11 protein-coding genes and 2 pseudogenes are annotated in these 16895 nt (G+C 67.2%); 6 read left to right on the plus strand and 7 right to left on the minus strand.

All coding sequences use genetic code 11. The features are described from left to right. The first annotated feature begins 81 nt into the window (after positions 1-81). Positions 82-1434, plus strand: coding sequence for a helicase C-terminal domain-containing protein (locus NYZ98_RS23645; RefSeq protein ID WP_262845111.1), 1353 nt, complete (start codon positions 82-84; stop codon positions 1432-1434). A gap of 25 nt (positions 1435-1459) precedes the next feature. Here the strand turns inward: NYZ98_RS23645 and NYZ98_RS41550 are convergent. The 4 genes and pseudogenes from NYZ98_RS41550 to NYZ98_RS41555 all read right to left on the minus strand — a co-directional run. Then, positions 1460-2032 (minus strand): annotated as a pseudogene (locus tag NYZ98_RS41550) (IS30 family transposase); the annotation flags it as partial. Positions 2033-2421: 389 nt separating this feature from the next. Further along, positions 2422-2715: a trypco2 family protein gene (locus tag NYZ98_RS23650; protein WP_262845113.1), complete on the minus strand. Its 294-nt coding sequence runs from the start codon at positions 2713-2715 to the stop codon at positions 2422-2424. Further along, positions 2712-4400, minus strand: a complete 1689-nt coding sequence (locus NYZ98_RS23655) for a hypothetical protein (protein WP_262845115.1) — start codon at positions 4398-4400, stop codon at positions 2712-2714. The genes NYZ98_RS23650 and NYZ98_RS23655 overlap by 4 nt, the downstream gene beginning before the upstream one ends. A 297-nt stretch (positions 4401-4697) precedes the next feature. After that, positions 4698-5180, minus strand: a pseudogene (locus tag NYZ98_RS41555) (S1 family peptidase); the annotation flags it as partial. 379 nt (positions 5181-5559) lie between these two features. Between NYZ98_RS41555 and NYZ98_RS23660 the strand changes: the two are divergent. After that, complete coding sequence (locus NYZ98_RS23660) at positions 5560-5928, plus strand: hypothetical protein (protein ID WP_262845117.1); 369 nt, start codon at positions 5560-5562, stop codon at positions 5926-5928. 248 nt (positions 5929-6176) lie between these two features. Here NYZ98_RS23660 and NYZ98_RS23665 read toward each other — a convergent pair whose 3' ends face one another. Together NYZ98_RS23665 and NYZ98_RS23670 are read right to left on the minus strand one after the other, a co-directional pair. After that, entirely contained in the window at positions 6177-6479 is a 303-nt protein-coding gene (locus NYZ98_RS23665) for a PIN domain-containing protein (protein WP_262845119.1), read from the minus strand. After that, positions 6476-6796, minus strand: a complete 321-nt coding sequence (locus NYZ98_RS23670) for a type II toxin-antitoxin system Phd/YefM family antitoxin (RefSeq protein WP_262845121.1) — start codon at positions 6794-6796, stop codon at positions 6476-6478. The genes NYZ98_RS23665 and NYZ98_RS23670 overlap by 4 nt, the downstream gene beginning before the upstream one ends. 766 nt (positions 6797-7562) lie before the next feature. On the opposite strand from NYZ98_RS23670, the gene NYZ98_RS23675 reads away from it, so the two are divergent. Further along, positions 7563-7976: a fasciclin domain-containing protein gene (locus NYZ98_RS23675; protein ID WP_316249599.1), complete on the plus strand. Its 414-nt coding sequence runs from the start codon at positions 7563-7565 to the stop codon at positions 7974-7976. Between the two features lie 43 nt (positions 7977-8019). Here the strand turns inward: NYZ98_RS23675 and NYZ98_RS23680 are convergent, their stop codons facing one another. Then, the gene (locus NYZ98_RS23680; protein ID WP_262845124.1) at positions 8020-9069 is read right to left on the minus strand and encodes an aldo/keto reductase; all 1050 of its coding nucleotides are present in this window, start codon (positions 9067-9069) and stop codon (positions 8020-8022) included. Positions 9070-9092: 23 nt separating this feature from the next. Here NYZ98_RS23680 and NYZ98_RS23685 point away from each other — a divergent pair, with 23 nt between their 5' ends. The 3 genes from NYZ98_RS23685 to NYZ98_RS23695 all read left to right on the plus strand — a co-directional run. Then, entirely contained in the window at positions 9093-9437 is a 345-nt protein-coding gene (locus NYZ98_RS23685; RefSeq protein WP_262845126.1) for a TetR family transcriptional regulator C-terminal domain-containing protein, read from the plus strand. Positions 9438-9662: 225 nt separating this feature from the next. Continuing rightward, entirely contained in the window at positions 9663-14822 is a 5160-nt protein-coding gene (locus tag NYZ98_RS23690) for a non-ribosomal peptide synthetase (RefSeq protein WP_262845128.1), read from the plus strand. Continuing rightward, positions 14819-16895, plus strand: a 2077-nt coding sequence (locus tag NYZ98_RS23695; RefSeq protein ID WP_262845130.1) for a condensation domain-containing protein, incomplete at its 3' end; no start/stop codon positions are given. The genes NYZ98_RS23690 and NYZ98_RS23695, both read left to right, overlap by 4 nt.

A 16895-nucleotide genomic window follows, 5' to 3' on the forward strand; every position in this document is an offset into this window, starting at 1 on the left:
CTAGTACCTTCTGATCGAGCCGCCGAAGCGTGGGTCAGTTACGCCGATGTTGTCTGCCACGTTCATGATCTCCACGGCGTCGTGGAACGGCTGAAGGCTGGCGAGCATCTCGGAGTCGTGGTCATGGTGAACAAGTACGACGGCATTGATCTGCCAGGCGCCGCTTGTCGCCTCCTCGTCCTTGACGGCGTCCCGACCCCCCTGAGTCCGGCAGAAAGCAGGGAGTCGCTCGCGCTAATGGGGAGCGAAACCTATCTTGCGCGCCGCGTGCAGCGCATCGAGCAGGGCATGGGGCGCGGAATCCGCGACGCGGAGGACTATTGCGCTGTGCTCCTCATGGGCAACGAACTAGCAAGCACTCTCACCTCCCCCCAGGCACGCGCTATGTACTCGCCTGCGACCAGAGCACAGATCGATCTGAGTAGTGAGGTCGCCATGCAGATCAAAGGTGAGGGGCTGGCCTCAATTCGGGAGGCGTTATCGGTGTTCCTCAACCGCGACTCGGGCTGGTTGGCGGCCAGCAGTCGCGCTATAGCCGGGGTCGAGTATGACCGCGAAGGTCACGTGCGCGCGCCGGCTACTGCCCGTCGTGAAGCGTTCAACCTTGCCAGGGCCGGACAGCCTTATGAGGCGAGCCAAAAGCTTCTCGACGGCCTGAGAGGAGTAGCTTCCCCAGAAGCCGCCTGGTACAGCGAAGAGGCGGCCGCCTACGCTCATCTAGCCGACCCTGACCGAGCGCAGGCTATCCTTCGGGATGCACGCCTGAAGAACCAAGCGATCCTGTTGCCAATTCAAGCAACTCCCGTCCGCCCGCTGCGCGCCCGTGAGCAACAGGCCACCGCCTCATCGTCGGTCTTGGCCAGCATCTATAACAGTGGCGTCTCGCTTGTCCTTGGAATCGAGACCATGCTTGAGCGGATCGCCTTTGATCCTGATCTGACTGATGAAGCAGAATTCGCATTTGAGGCGCTAGGTGTGCACCTCGGATTCGCGTCAGAGCGTCCAGACAAGTTGTATGGGACCGGGCCGGATGTGATTTGGACCTTCAATGACGACCGACACGCCGTCATTGAATTAAAGACTGGTGTTGAGCGACAGGATAAACGTATTGTCAAAAGTGAACTCGACCAGCTATCGGGTCATGTGAGCTGGTACGCCAACCACTATGGCGCGCAGGCGGTGGCGCTGCCGGTGTTGGTGCATCCAGAGCGTGAGCACCTCAAGAACACCTCACCGCCGCTGGACACGATTGTCATGACCCCTGATTCTGTGGCGAAGTTGAAGGAAGCTGTAGCCGTGTGGGCACGAGCGATCAGCCGCGACGAAGGCTGGAAAGACCCGGCGATAGTGAAGCAGCACCTGACATCATCCAACCTCGTTGGGCAACAGGTGATTGCTGCATTCGGTGCTCGCCCCGTGTCCGCAGGTACCTAGCGGTTTTTGCGGTTCGCATAAGAATCGAACCCTGGTCCCAGGTCAGGCTCAAACGGGCTGACTCGGGCAGGGTGTCCAGGACGGGGACGACGGCATCGACGAAAGCCTCGGCAGCGTGGCCGGCCGGCAGGTGGACCAGGCGCACGAAACGGCTGGTGCGGTCCACCAGCGTGCCGATCGCCGACTTGCTCATCCGGCCGACGATCAGATCATCTTCCCAATCCCCGACCCTGCTCCGCAGCTCGATCACGGGTGGGCGAGCATCGATCAGAGCCGCGGGCCCGATGAAGCGGATCTGGCACTGATTGATCCGCCTACGACGCTTGCGCAGCGGCCGCCCGGTGAGCAGCCGCTTGGTGAGCGTCCTGCTCAAGCCACCCTTTCCGCCGCAGTAGAGAGCCTGGCAGATGGACTCGTGGCAGACAGCCACCCCGACTGGTCGGGATGCTCGACCGTAGCCAGGCGGCGACCTGTTGCGGACTCCAGTCCAGCTCCAGCTTCTCCTGCACCACAGCGCGCAGCGCATCATCGCGGACCAGCTTCCCGGCTCGCTTGCGACGTGCGTTCGCCCGAGCGCGGGCATGAGCCAGGCCGGCATGCCACCCCGCTCGACCCGCTACCGATAACCGGTCTTGCGGCTAATGCCAAACCACAGAAACGCCTCGACCGTCCCGACGCCCGCGAGGATCAGGTTCCAGTACTCATCCTAAAGCTCCAACTGCAGCTTACGTCCCCGTCTCCCCCAACTCCACACCCCTTCACACCAGGAGTGTTGCGACAAATACTGGAACCCGCCCGACGCGTCGTCGGCACCCTCACTGATGCGTGAAGTCGGAGGTGCCAGCGGAAGAGGGGACATCTCAGGAACATCGTTATCCGCGCTGTCCCAATGTTGCCTGATACTCGTTCTTGCCGACCTCTGGTGTTTTAGCGTCTTGGCCGTAGGTACCTCTGCGGGACGTCCTTCGCCAATCAGCTAGACAATGATCAATGACCAATCTCGGCGGGAGAACCATCTAAACTCTTTGGGTTCAGGCTAACCGTGACTTTGTGGACCGTTGCCGATCCACTACTTCCTGATGCTCCCGCTTCGAGCACCCATACCTTGACACCACCTTGAGCCGATTTATCTTTGGTTAGGGTAAAGGAGAATTCGATTTCGATGTCACCAACATCGAACGGCATCTCAGTTCCTTCGCCTAAGCGTTTTGCTTCAAGCAGCTCATTTCGTACTGCATTTATGGCTTCAGAGAGCCCCATCCATGGCCGATCTGAGGTCAATCTTCATCCTTCTCTCTGTTGACTGGTACTGCCTGCTCAAGCTCATCAAGAGCGCCAGCCAGATCGCGAACAGCGGCGGCTATCTGTGACAGCCCTTCTTCTTGAAAAGCGGACAGTTTTCGGATATCCCTACGTAAGACTTCGGCAGTTTCGGCCAGAATTGGATGCAATTCTTCTACTGTTAGACTAAGTTTGCGCGACAGTGAGCGAATGGTCTGCGGATCTTCTTCTGCGTGGTTGATTCGATCAGCTAGACGGGAAAGTGATCTGCTCGACTCATATAGATTAGACAAGTAATCTTCTAAGAAATTGGAAAGGGTGGGTACTGTCGCGAGGGCCTCTTCCAAGGTTGATCGGCATTTATCAATGTCATCCAAAGCTAACTCAATTGCGTCATACGCAGGACCTATGTCGACTCCGCCCGTATCTTCTGGCGCAAAGGCGCCAACATACATATGCCACAGTCCCGTAGATACGTTATCGCCTTGCGATGACCCAGAAGTCGCAGCGACTACATCACGTATGCGGTCCGATTGTGATGGGTAAGCTCGACGCAAGACGTTTTCTATGACTCCTGGCTGCCCGACGGCGAGTCCTGCACTTGCAGCAAGCTCAAAACGAATGTCGCCAGTTCGTTCATTAAGATATGCGGCCATGACCTCTCCGACCTTGGGCACCTCGGCCGCAAGGCGGAAAAGTGTGGTTAGAGCGCGCATCTGTTGAAGCCTAGTAAGCTTCGTCATTGGCGATAGAAGGGCGTCGCCATTCTGTAGCACATTTGTGGTCAACAAGCGATCATTCAGAGCGCCAATGCCAAGTGGAGAAAAAAAGTCGCCTTCTCGGCTGGGGTAAAAATCCTGAATTATGTCAGTGAGAAGCAGGCCGTCGTCAACATCTAAGCCAGGCATAGAGCCCATTAGTTGCTCCGCCTCCGCGCGCGTACTGGCACCGTACAAAACTGCTGCCGCTAAGATGGTTTCAAGGCGCGTGAAGTGCATGCGGATACCGTTGGAGCGGCAAGCTCTGGATATATGTTGTAGTTCATTGGACAACAACGCTGCTTCAGGCTCGTCCCTTGTCTCTGGACTGCTGATAGCCAGGACCCACCTAAGGGCTCTCAGATGAAGATTCAGTATCGTCATTGCAGATTCTGGTCCGAAGTACGCATCGTTAGATGCACTCAATATAGAGGGCTCTGTAACTAGCAATGAATCCTTATTTATGCGCTGATCGAATGATTCTACTGCGGCAGCGAAGAGTGCTATGGCATTATGACCACTGTTGGTCACGTGCTCTAATCCAAGAACTTGGACATCCGAAACTGCGGCCGCAGGGAGTTGATGCTGCAGTTCCTTCCACCACCACCCAGCAGACCTAGCCAGCATAAGCAGCCGAACAGGAATACCATGGTTGTATGCAAGATTGCTCGCAAGCTCGACGATAGAAACCGGTTTGAGCTCGGCATTGTCGATGACTATAAGGGTTGGGGTATTCAGCATACTCAGGCGTCTGAGCTGTTCTCCTGTGGTGCGACCGGGACTGCTTTTGCCTGCTAGCAGCTCAGCGTTCCATCCGTCGTGTTGAGCCTTACGAATTAGCTGTATAGCAGTTCGAGTTTTTCCGGCACCTACCTCTCCCACTATCATCCCCAGCGAAAACACTGGCGAGCCCAACCACGACGTCATATACGCGAGATCAGCCTCGCGGCCCATAAATTCAACTACTTCGTTCGCAGGATCGAGTAGTTGAGAGGGGGTGGCATAGATATGGGTAGAGGGTTCGACTCTTGGCGGCTCTATTATGTTGACAAGCTCAACACTCTCGAAGTAGACACTGGTCCCCGTGCGCCGCAGAGTCGACTCGAGAGCCTCAATTCCATGCGACAATAGACTAATGGGCGTAGCTTCTAAACGATCAAAGGGAGGGCGAGGTTGAGAACGAGTGACGATACCCACTAAGAGGTCATCGAAAAGTACTGGAGAACCGGATGCGCCAGTCCATGGCACAGGATGTGGATCAGCTTTGCTTCCGGGCGGATCGATCCATCTCCCACTGGTTACCTGTATCTGAATCCGATTTATGTCAGACGCCGTGATCGGGTTTACTGTGCCGATTGCTTGCTCTATGCGCCATCGATTATTGACGCGTTGAAAGACTGGGTAGCCAATTACCTCTACGCGGAGGGCGGGAGCTCCGGAAGTTATGCGCCCCAAACGTGCAGGAGGTATCTGCATGTCCGCAACGGGGGATTCTGTCCTAAGCAGGGCAACATCTAGATTTTCGTCACCCCAGGCAAGCTCTACTGGTGTTCCCTGCGTGCAGGCGGGGCCTTGGATAGTTACGGCAGTCCGTCCAACGTGATAAGCAGTTATTACCAGCGAGGGGTCCAGTAGGTATCCGGTACCTCTTCTGCCGTTATTGGAAATAGGAAGCACAGTCACAATTCGTGCTTGACGCCTGTCCATGGCTCCCCAGCTCCTCGTAACTCTCTGTGGAGAGCATAAAGCAGTCTGGGAATCTTGCCTAGCTCCAAGGGTGTAGAGTACTCTCTGAGTTTAGGAGGTCCCTAAATCGGCATTTTGGATCGACCAATCTGAATGTGACTACTCACGTTTACAGTGCTATTTATGCTCACATAGGGCGCACTATAAAGGTTATTTGCAGGAAGGTTGCGAAATCGCTTGGCCGCGTGTAGCGGCATAACAACCTCGGCGGACGAACTGTCATCGCGCACTCTTAGGTTGTGGAGCCGATACCGTCAGCGTATGCCGTACCTGATCATGCCCTGGCTCTGGACGTGCTGGACCTCATGCACAGTTCGCCCATCGCAGCAAGGTTCACGCGATGCACGATATGTTGAAGTCGATGCTGGGCCATTCCCTCGAAGGGCCCTCGCAGGAGTTCGCCACCTATGCCTACTTCTGCGCGACGTTAGAGAAGGTCTTCACGAATGACCTCACCGCTGATCGCGTACGCGGCAGTGACATCTTCGACGATCTAGCAGCCGCCCAATGCGCATTCGATAGACACGCAGCTCGCCTGACGATCTATCTTCACCATCCGGCAAAGCTGGAACCTGACGGCATAGGAAGCGCTCGCCTAAGCATGTCACGATTTTACCGCACGAGTACCACCAACAGGCAAGTACAGCAACAGGGCCGCCCAACACCTCACACCGACGTCCGCTATCACACACCTGAGCAGGGCGAGTAGCTCTCTACGTCGTGACTGGCTCCCGTTTGCAAGCAGAAAGTAGAGAGTTCGAATCTCCTAGGCTCCACCAGCCAAACGACGCCTTCCAGACCAAGAAAGTGGCGCCTGTGCCGTTGTCTTGCAGGGACAAGCGCGTCAGAATCGTTGCTCAATGTGGCCGTGTGACCGGGACTGCGGTGAGCAGGTGGTTCAAGCTTTTGAAATCCTTTGGATTGCAGGCGTAGAGGGGGCCGGTTCGCGATCGTCACTCAGGCGATCATCAGGTCCGCTGTTCGGAGACGGGTTGGCGGCGGAATTTGATGACGGCGGTCCACGGTTGGCCGCGTTCGCGGGCGGGGGTGTCGTCGAACGGCAGGGGGGTCGAACTCGGCTTCGGGGGTGTGAAGGATCTTCATTCGCTGGGCGCGTTCGTGCGCTCCGGTGGCCACCAGCGCGCCGACCGAGGGTTCTGTGGTGGTGCTGATCATCATCTCGTCCGGTAGCTCATCCGGTTTGATTCTGGCGCGCAAGATGGGGATGCTGGTGTCGAGGAACCCTTGGGCAGGGGTCATTTCCCGTCCTCCGTGAACTCGCCTTTGCTGTAGGCGCGTTCGTAAGGGTCGTAGAGGGCGTCATTCACGTAGTGGTCCGTGTCCTTGCGGTATTTGCGGTCGTCCAGGCGTGGCATGCCCCGGGACATGGCGGTGAACTCGGCCCGCGAGACCGCCCCGCGTCGGCGGGGGATGGGGATCAGATCGCCGATGTGGCGGCCGTTGCGTGTGACGGCGTACCGCTCTCCACGTTCCAGGCCATCCATGATCTCCGCTGACCTGTTGCGCAGATCCCACTGGGAGATCTGGCGGGAGTGTTCGGGCTCAGGAGTGCTCATTCATCAATTTCATCTCAGTGTGCTACCGGGTGCTACGAAGTATCACCTTGCTGTCGTAGATCTCTTCGGAGTCGCTGTCGTGAGAGGGCCAGCGTGCGGGTTGGCGGGAACTGTCAGGGGTGAGGGTCGCCCTTGGGAAGACGCGCGCCAACGGCGCTCCTTTCAAGGCAGGACCCGAGCCACCCTGCCCTGTCTTGATGTCCCGGTGCTGGGCACCGATGCCGTGGAAGGGGACGACGTCTCGTGTGGCGGTGAGCCTGGGAGAGCGCCTTCGGACGCCAGGCCAAGCCGCTAGGCCGAAATACGCTCGAGCCGAAGGCGAGGACCGTGTTGGTGCCTTGTGCGGTGGCGTCCGTGCCTTGTGCGGTGGCGGGCCGGGGCTCCAACTGGTTTCGGGGAGTTAGGTATCGACTGCGTTGAGTGATGCGAGGGTCTGGCGTACGCCGGTCGGTGTCGGTCGGCGGCTGCGGGCGGGGCGTCGATCGGCGTGCCGGTTGCGGCTTTGCGCGGGCCGTCGGGAGGTGGTCTGCGATTCGTAACGACAGAGGGAAGAACTGTGAAGACCCGCATTCTGGCTCTCCCGGCTCTCGCCGTCGCCTTCTCGCTCACCGTCGCGTGTGGGGGATCCGCCGGTGACGCGCCCCGCGTGACCCCCTCGGCCCCCGCCGCCGGTAGTGCCGCGCCCAGTACGCTGGCGGCCTTGGCCCGTCCGTTCGGGATGGCCTGTTCGACCGTTCCGGCCTCGGGGGTGGGCAGTCTTTCCAGCATGGCCCAGGAGCCGGTGGTCACCGCCGCGTCCGGGAATCCGTTGCTCTCCACGTTGGTGGCGGCGGTGCGGAAGGCCGGTCTGACGGACACGTTGAACATGGCCTCCGACATCACCGTGTTCGCGCCCAGCGACGCTGCCTTCGCGAAGCTCCCGAAGGTCACCCTGGACAAGCTGCTCGCCGACCGAAAGGTCCTCAGGGCCATCCTGACCTACCACGTGGTCGGCAGCCGGAAGGCGCCCGAGGATCTGGTGAACGGCACCTTCACCACCCTGCAGGGCGGCGAGCTGACCACCAGCGGTTCCGGCGAGAGCTACAAGGTGAACGGCGGCGCGAACGTCATCTGCGGCGACATCCAGACCCGGAACGCCACCGTCTACATCGTGGACGCGGTCCTGATGCCGAAGGTGTGACCGTGCCGGACGTCGTCCCGTGGTCCGAAGGCGTGACCGTGTGTCAGGCGACGGGGATGGTGGGCGGGCGGAAGTGGATGGTGTCGCCGCCGAGGACGATGGCGCGCTGGGCGGCTATCTGGTCGTGCGGCTGGCCGAGGGGGGCGGCGCCGGCGTCGGACAGCCGCCGGTACTGTTCCTCGTCCAGTCGCACGTCCAGGGCGCCGAGGTAGTCGTCGAGCTGTTCCAGGGTGCGGGGGCCGATGACGGGCACGAACGCGGTCGTGGCGCGGTCGGCGCGTTCGCGGAGCCAGGCCATGGCGACCTGCGCCGGCGTGGCGCCCGTCTCCTGCGCCACCGCGAGCACGGCGTCGATGGTGGAGGTCTTGCGTTCGCCGTCCTCGGTGTGGACCAGCCGGCGGTTCCAGTCGGTCAGCCGCCCCTCGGTCCCGGTGCGGTACTTGCCGGTGAGCAGCCCGCCGCCGAGGGGCGACCACAGGGCCGCGCCCAGGCCGAGGGCCTCGGCCACGGGCAGGATCTCCCGGTCGGCGGTCCGTTCCACCAGGCTGTACTCCAGTTGGACGGCGGTGACGGGTGACCAGCCGCGCAGCTCGGCCAGTGTCGCGCCCCGGGCGACCCGCCAGGCGGGGAAGTTCGACAGCCCGCCATAAAGGATCTTGCCCGACCGTGTGAGGTCGTCCAGGCCGCGGACGATCTCCTCGATCGGGGTGACCGCGTCGGGGAAGTGCACCCACAACAGGTCGATGTAGTCGGTGTTCAGCCGCCGCAGGCTGGCCTCCACCGCGCGGGTCATCGTCTTCCTGCTGTTACCGGTGCCGTTGACGCCCGCCTCCCGGTTCACCCCGTTGGTGAACTTCGTCGCGAGGGTGAAACGGTCGCGCTCCCCGTGGAGCAGTTCGCCGAGGATCTCCTCGGACTCGCCGAACTGGTAGGAGTCCGCGGTGTCGACGAACGTGCCGCCGGCCTCGGCGAACCGCTCGAAGATCTTGCGGGACTCCTGCGGGCCGGAGCCGTAGCCCCATCGGCTGCCGAAGGTGCCGGTCCCCAGCGCGTACTCGGAGACGCGCAGGCCGGTGGCCCGGCCGAAGGTCATGTATCGCAGGAGGACTCCTGTTCGTGAGCGGGGAGTCGTCCGGGAGAGGGATCCCCGGCCCGGCGCTGCGCGGCTGCCCGTTCCACAACGCGTCGGTCGAGGTCGCCGACCTCGACTCCCGGGTCCGCGTCCTGGCGGCGGAGCACAAACGGGACTTCGCCCGGCGGCTCACCGACGTCGCCGCCCAGGCCGGGGCCGCCGATCCCGAGGCGCTGGCGGAGCAGCTGGCCGTCCTGTTCGACGGCGCCACGGCGCTGTCCACCACACTGAACCACGGCGGCCCGTTCGCCGCCGCGGCCTCCGCCGCCACCATCCTGATCGACGCCGCGATCCCACCGGCCGAACCGCACGCCCCCACCCGGCCTTGACCCACGCCGCCACCTCTGCGCGGGCCGAGGACGGCCGCTCCTGAGCCGAAAGTGGCCCGCCGGTCTTTTGAACGCGGGAGTCGACCGCTCCCGCGCCGCGCGTACGGCCAGGGCTGTCAGGGGAAATACTTGATATTTCATCTATGACAGGGATATAGGTCTTCTATAGGTCGCGTATAGCCGCAGCGATCCTCGTGTGATCAAGTCTGCTTAGAGTCGGCGGGCGTGAACATCCATGAGGCCGTGGCGGCCCAGGCCGGGACGACCCCCGGCGCGACCGCTTACATCGCCGGCCGGATCCACGTCTCCTACGCGGAGCTGGACCGGCGCGCGAACCGTATCGCCCACACGCTCCTGCGCCACGGTGTGGCCCGTGAGGAGCCGGTCGGCGTCCTGCTCGACCGGGGTGAGCACCTGGTCCCCGCCCTGCTCGGCGTGCTCAAGGCGGGTGCGGCGTACGTGCCGCTGGACTCCGCCCACCCCACGGAGCGGCTCCGGCTCATCGCCGCCGACAGCGGGCTGAAGCGCGTCATCACCCTCCCGGCACTGCGCGCGAGGCTGGACGCCGACCGGCTCCGCGTCGACGCGCTGACGGCCGGGGTCGACGACGCCGGAGCGCCCTCCACCGACCCGCGCGTGCCGGGATCGGGAACCGACCTCGCGTACGTGATCTACACCTCGGGGTCGACCGGCCGTCCCAAGGGCGTCGCCGTCGAGCACCGCAACACCATGAACCTGCTGTCGTGGATCGCCCGCACCTGGACCCTCGACGACCTGGCGGGCTCGCTCGCCGCCACGTCGATCTCGTTCGACCCCTCCATCATGGAGATCTTCGCGCCGCTGACCATGGGCGGCACCGTCATCCTCGCCGACAACCTCCTCGCGCTGCCCCACCTGCCCGCCCGCGACCGGGTGACCGCGCTCGGCGGGCCGCCCGCCGTGCTGGCCACGCTGCTGCGCTCCGGCCCGCTCCCGCCGCGCCTCCGCCTGGTGCACACCGGCGGCGAGGCGGCGACCCACGAGCTGATCACCCGCCTGTACGCCAACCCGCAGTTGCGTCGGGTGTTCAACTGTTACGGGCCGACCGAATGCACCACCCAGTGCCTCGCGCACGAGGTGCCGCGCACGGCGGACGGCGACCCGCCGATCGGGCTGCCGATCGCCGGAGCCGTGCTGAGCGTGCGCGACGCGAAGGGGGTCGAGGTGCCGCCGGGCGAGACCGGCGAGCTGTGGGTCGGCGGACCGGTGGTGGCGCGGGGATACCTGGGCGCCGGCTCCGACCGCTTCGCCGACCTGCCCGGCCTGGGGCGGGCCTACCGCACGGGCGACCTCGTCCGGTACGACGGCGCGGCGTACCGCTTCGCCGGGCGGGTCGACGACCAGGTGAAGATCCGTGGTCACCGTGTCGAGCCCGGTGAGGTGGAACGCACCCTGACAGACCATCCCGCGGTGACCGCCGCGGCCGTGCTGGCGCTGCCCGACGCCGACGGCACCCGCCGCCTGGTGGGGTACGCGCAGGCCGGCGGGGCGCAGGAGGGCGAACTGCTGCGGTTCCTGCGCGAGCGGCTGCCCGAGTACATGGTGCCGGGCCGGATCGCCGTGCTGGAGCACCTGCCGCTGAACCCGAACGGCAAGATCGACCGGCCCGCTCTCGCCACCCTCCGCCCCGCGGCCTCGCCTGGTGCTCCGGCCGAGGCGGGTGACGCGGTCGAGGGGCGGGTACTGGCGATCATCGCGGAGGCGGTGGGCGCCGAGGTGACCGAGATCGGGCCGGGTGACCGGTTCGCTGACCTGGGCGGGCACTCGCTGGCCGCCGCCCGCGTCGTCGCCCAGGCCGGCGCCGAGCTGGGCGTCGAGGTGCCGCTGCACGAGTTCCTCGCCGACCCGACCGCCGCCGCCCTCGCCCGTCGCGTACGGGCCGGCTCGCGCGGGCGGGCGCCGCTGACCCGGCACCAGGGCCGCGATCGCTACCCGCTCACCGACATGCAGGCCCAGCTCTGGGCGCTGCGCCAGATCGAGCCCGGCACGCGGGCGACCACCATCGGTGTGCGGCTCCGCGTGCGGGGGCCGGTGACGATCGAGGCGTTTCGCGGCGCTCTTGATGGAATCGTCCGCCGCCACGAGGTGCTGCGCAGTGTCGTCGAGCTTCGCGACGGCGCGCCGGTGGCCCGCGTGCTCCCTGCGGGGTCGGCGGCGGTACCCGTGGCCGAGCACGACCTGCGCGGGTGGGAGCCCGCCGCCAAGGAGGCGGAGCTGGCCCGCCTGGCCGCCGACGCCGTGACCCCCTTCGACCTGTCGGCCGAGTCGCCGCTGCTCCGCGCGGTCATCGCGTGGATCGGCCCCTCCACCACCAGCGCTGACGCCGACACCGAAATCCCTACCGATATCGACAACGGGACGCCCACAACCACCGGCACCGCCGCCGAGGTGGTGCTGGTGACCGATCACATCGCGTTCGACGGGTGGTCGGCGCGGATCCTGGTCAACGAGCTGGCCCAGGGACTGGCCGGGCTGCCGCCGGCGGAGCCGGTCCTGCAGATCGGTGACGTCGCGCTGGACGAGGAGGCTCGCCGTCCGTCGGCCCTGGCGCACCACGCCCCGTACTGGCGGGAGACGCTGGCCGAGGCCGCCCTGCCCTACGACCTGCTCGGCGCCCCGCCCACCGAACCGCGTGATCCGCTCAGCGACCCCCAAGGCGGCGCCCCGCCCACCGAATCCCGTGATCCGCTCAGCGACCCCAAAGGCCACGGCGACCCCTCCGCAGCCTCGCAAGACGGCCACCGCGACCCCTCCGCGACCCCGCATGAAGGCCGTCGCGACCCCTCCGCCGCCCCGCACGACGGACGGCGGCTGCGCCGTCCCCTCGGCCCGGACCTCCTCGCGCGCGTCGCCCGGTTCGCCGCCGCGCACGGCGTGACCCCGGCGGCCGTCCACCTGGCGGCCCTCGCCACCGTCGTGGGCGGCCTGTGCGGGCGAGACGAGACCACCATCGGGCTCGCCGCCGCCGTACGGGACCGGCCAGGCCTCGACCAGGTGATGGGCCCGCTGCTCGGCGTGCTCCCGATCCCGGTCGGGTTCGGCGGCGACCCCTCGTTCGCCGAGCTGGCCGCCTCCGCCGGGGCCGCGATCACCGGCGCTCTCGCCCACCACGAGCTGGCCGCCTCGGCCGTCTCGGACGCGGTGCCGCGCGCCCCCGGTTCCGGCCCCGCGCCCGTCGTCCTGTCGGTGCAGCCCGAGGACGTGCCCGCCGTCGTCACGGCGGGCGGCGTCACGGTGGAGTCGGCCGGCGAGCTGGACTGCGGCGGCGCGGTCACCGGCCTGACCGTGCTGGTGAACCGGGGGGCCGACGGTCCCGAGCTGCTCGTCGAGTACGCGACCGCCCGGTTCGGCGCCGACGACGCCGCGCGCGTGGCCGGCGCGTTCCTTCGCGCGCTGGAAACCGGCGTGACGGCGCCCGGCACGCGGATCTCGGGGCTTCCCCTGGTCGGCGACCAGGAGCGCACGCTGCTGCTGGCCGCCGGCACGGGCGCCCCCGTGGCCGCGCCGCCGACCATCGTCGACGCGATCACGGCATGGGACGCCTCCCGCGTCGCGGTGGAGGCGGCCGGGGGGATCCTGACGTACGGCGAGCTGGAGGAGCTCTCGGCCCGGGTCGCCACCGGGCTGGTCCGGGCCGGGGTCGCGCCCGGCGAGGCGGTCGGGGTGAGCCTGCCGCGCGACCAGCGGATGCCCGCCGTCCTGCTGGGGGTGCTGCGCGCGGGGGCCGCGTACGTGCCGATGGACCCCGACCTGCCCGCCCTGCGGCTGGCGTCCATCGCCGGGGACGGCGCCGTGCGGCGGGTCGTCGCCCTCGACGGCGAGGCGATCACGGCGGTCGGCCGGGTGGCCGGGGTGACGATCCTGGACGGGGCGTCGCTGATGGCGGGACCGCGCGGTCCGTTCCCCGGCGCCGACCCCGGCGGGCTCGCCTACGTGATCTTCACGTCCGGATCCACGGGCCGGCCGAAGGGCATCGAGATCACCCATCGTGGCCTGGCCGCCTTCACCGCCTCCATCGGGGCCGACCCCGGGCTCGGCGAGGACGACGTGGTGCTCGGCGTGGCGCCGCTCGTGTTCGACATCTCGGGCTTCGACCTGTGGGCCACGCTCACCGCCGGGGCCCGGGTGGCGATGGCGGACACGGCGACCTCCTTCGACGGCGCGGCGCTCGCGGAGCTGTGCGACCGCGCCGGGGTCACGATGGTGCTGACCACGCCGAGCAGGATGCGGCTCATGGTGGCCGCCGGCTGGCGCGGCCGGAGCGACATGCGCGTGCTGACCGGCGGCGAACTGCTCGACGTCCCGCTCGCCCGCGAGCTGCGGGCCCGCGCCGGGCGGCTGTGGAACGTGTACGGGCCCGCCGAGGTCACCGTGGTGTCCACCGTCCACGCGGTCACCGGGCCCATCGGGGACAGCGTGCCGATCGGCCACCCCATCCCCGGCGAGCGCCTGTACGTCGTCGACCCGCTGGGCCGCCTGCTGCCGCCCGGCGTGCCCGGCGAGATGTGGCTGGGCGGTCCCGGCGTCGCTCGCGGCTACCGGGGCGACGCGGCGCTCACCGAAGCCGCCTTCGTCCCCGACCCCGAAACCGTTCCCGACTCAGCGACGGGCCCCGACCCCGAAACCGTTCCTGACCCAGCGACGGGCCCCGACCACGGGACCGCTCCTGCGGGAGGACGGGACGGGGGCGCGCGGCGGTACAGGTCGGGGGACATCGTCCGGTGGGTGCCCGACGGCGCGGGCGGCCTGGTGCTGGACTTCGTCGGCCGCAGGGACGGGCAGGTGAAGGTGCGCGGCTACCGCGTCGAGCTGGGCGAGATCGACAGCGTCCTGCGCGGGCACCCCGCCGTGTCGGACTTCGCCGTCGTCGCCACGACCGGGCCCGACGCCCACCTGGTGGGCCACGCCGTGTGGCGGGACGAGACACGGGCCGCCGAGCTGGAGGGGTACGCGCGGGAACGCCTGCCCGGGTACATGGTGCCCCGCCGATGGGCCTCCCACGACGCGCTTCCCCGCACCGCCAACGGCAAGCTGGACCGTCGGGCCCTGGCCGGCGCCCAGGTCGAGGTGGTGGAGTACGCCCCGCCGGAGGGGCCGATGCAGGAGTTCACCGCCGAGATCTGGCAGGAGGTCCTCGGCGCCGGGCGGGTCGGGGTGCGGGACGACTTCTTCGCGCTCGGCGGCAGCTCTCTGCTCGCCACCCGCGTGACCGTCCGGATGCGGGAGGCCCTCGCGTGCGACGTCCCGGTCCGCGCGCTTTTCGACCATCCCGTCCTCGCCGCTTACGCGGCCGAGGTGGAACGCGTGATCCTCGCGGAGATCGCGGAGCAGGAGGAGCGTTCATGAGCGTCGTCTCGGGGGATGACCGGTTGCGGGACCTGCTCAACCGGCGGGTCGCGGCGGCGCGCAGGTCGGGGGCGGACGGCATCCCGCGCCGGGGGGACGACGGGCCGTGGCGCCTGTCCCCGGTGCAGCGGCGGCTCTGGCTGGCGGGGGAGCTCGACCTCGCCGACCCGTCCTACAACGTGCCGCTGGTCCTGCGGCTGCGCGGCGACCTCGACGTGGCGGCGCTGCGGAGCGCCGTCACCGACCTGGCCGGACGGCATTCCGTGCTGCGCTCGACGGTCCAGGTCCGCGACGGGGAACCGTACGCGGTCCCCGGCCCGGCCGAGGCCGTCCCCGTCCACCACGAACACTTCGCAACGGCGGCCGAGCTGGAGCGCCGGATCGCCGAGCTCTCCATGCGGCCGTTCCGGCCGGCGGACGAGCCGCCGATGCGCGCGACGATCATCACGGCCGGCCCGCGCGAGCACGTGCTGGTCCTGCTGCTGCACCACATGGCCGTCGACGCCTGGGCCCAGCCGCTGCTCCTGGACGATCTCGCGGCGCTCTACCGGCACCGCGCCGGGGCGGGGCCGGCGCTGGACCCGCCCGCCCTGGACTACTCCGACGCCGCCGCCTGGCTGAACGCGCGCGCCGTCTCTCCCCAGGCCGACCGGGCGCTCGACTGGTGGGCCGAGCGGCTCGCAGGACTGGAGCCGGCCCCCGGCTTCCAGCCGGGTACGCCGGAAACGCGGAGCATCACGCCGGGCGGAGCCATGCCCGCCGGCGTGGTGGGCGCCGGGTGGCGTGGGGACTCCGTCGAGGTCGTCGTGCCCCGGGAGACGGTCGCCGGGGTACGGGCGCTGGCTTCGGCGCACAACGCCACCGTCTTCATGGTGCTCCTCGCCGCGATGCGGGAGCTCCAGGCGCGCGTGTCGGGGACGGACGACGTGGCCGTGGGGGTGCCCGAGGCCGGGCGCCGTCACCCCGACACCGAGCGCGTGATGGGCTGCTTCCTGGAGACCCTGGTCATCAGGGGCTCCGCCGACCACGGCCTGACCGGGGCCGAACTGGTACGGCAGGTGCGCGGGGAGGCCCTCGACGCGTTCGGCCACGCGGACGTGCCGTTCGACCGCGTGGTGGAGCGGGTGCGCCCGCCCCGCACCGGCGCCGGAGCGCCCCTGTTCGACGTGCTGCTCAACGTGTACGACGCGCCCGGCCCGGTCACCGGCTTCCCGGGCGTCACGGCCGAGCTCGTCGAGGTGCCGCCGTTCGCGGCGAAGTTCGGCCAGACGTGGACCTTCGCCGACGACGGCGACGACCTGCGCTGCACCCTCGGATACCGCTCCGAGGCGTTCGACGAGGGCTCGGCCCGGCGGCTGGCGGGGTGGTTCGTGGCGCTGTTGTCGCAGCTCGCGCGGGACCCCGGGCGCCCGGTGGACGAGTGGGAGCTGGAGCCGGGCAGGGTCTCGGTGTTGTCGGGTCCTGTGGTGCCGGTGCTCGGGGCGTCGACCGTTCACGGGCGGATCCGGGCGCGGGCGCTGCGGGCTCCGTCGGCCCCGGCGGTACGCGCCGTGGACGGGTCGCTGACCTACGGCGAGCTCGAAGGCCGGGCGCGCGCGCTGGCGGGCCGGTTGCGCGCGGTCGGCGTCGTGCGCGGCGACCGCGTCATGGTGCTCATGGAGCGGACCGTCGACATGCCCGTGGCGCTGGTGGGCGTGATGAAGGCGGGCGCCGCGTACGTCCCCGTGGACGAGACCACCCCGGCCGGGCGCGTCGCCCAGATCCTGGCGACCGCCGGGGTACGCGTGGCCGTCTGCGCCCCGGGCCTCGAACACCTGGTGCCGTCGCATGTGACGGTGCTCCCTGCCACCACCGAGTCGGACGTCCAGGCGGGCGCCGCGTTCACGCCCGTGGTCCCGGACACCGAGGTCGATATCTGCGGTGGGGGTGATGTGGCGTATGTGGTTTTTACGTCGGGTTCGACGGGTGGGCCGAAGGGTGTGGTGGTGGAGCATGGGGGTTTGGTGGGGTATTTGGATGGGGTTTTTGCGGGTTTGGGTGGGGGGTTGGTGTCGTTTGGTTTGGTGTCGACTT

The organism is Sphaerisporangium corydalis (assembly GCF_025506355.1).
Lineage (GTDB): Bacteria > Actinomycetota > Actinomycetes > Streptosporangiales > Streptosporangiaceae > Sphaerisporangium > Sphaerisporangium corydalis.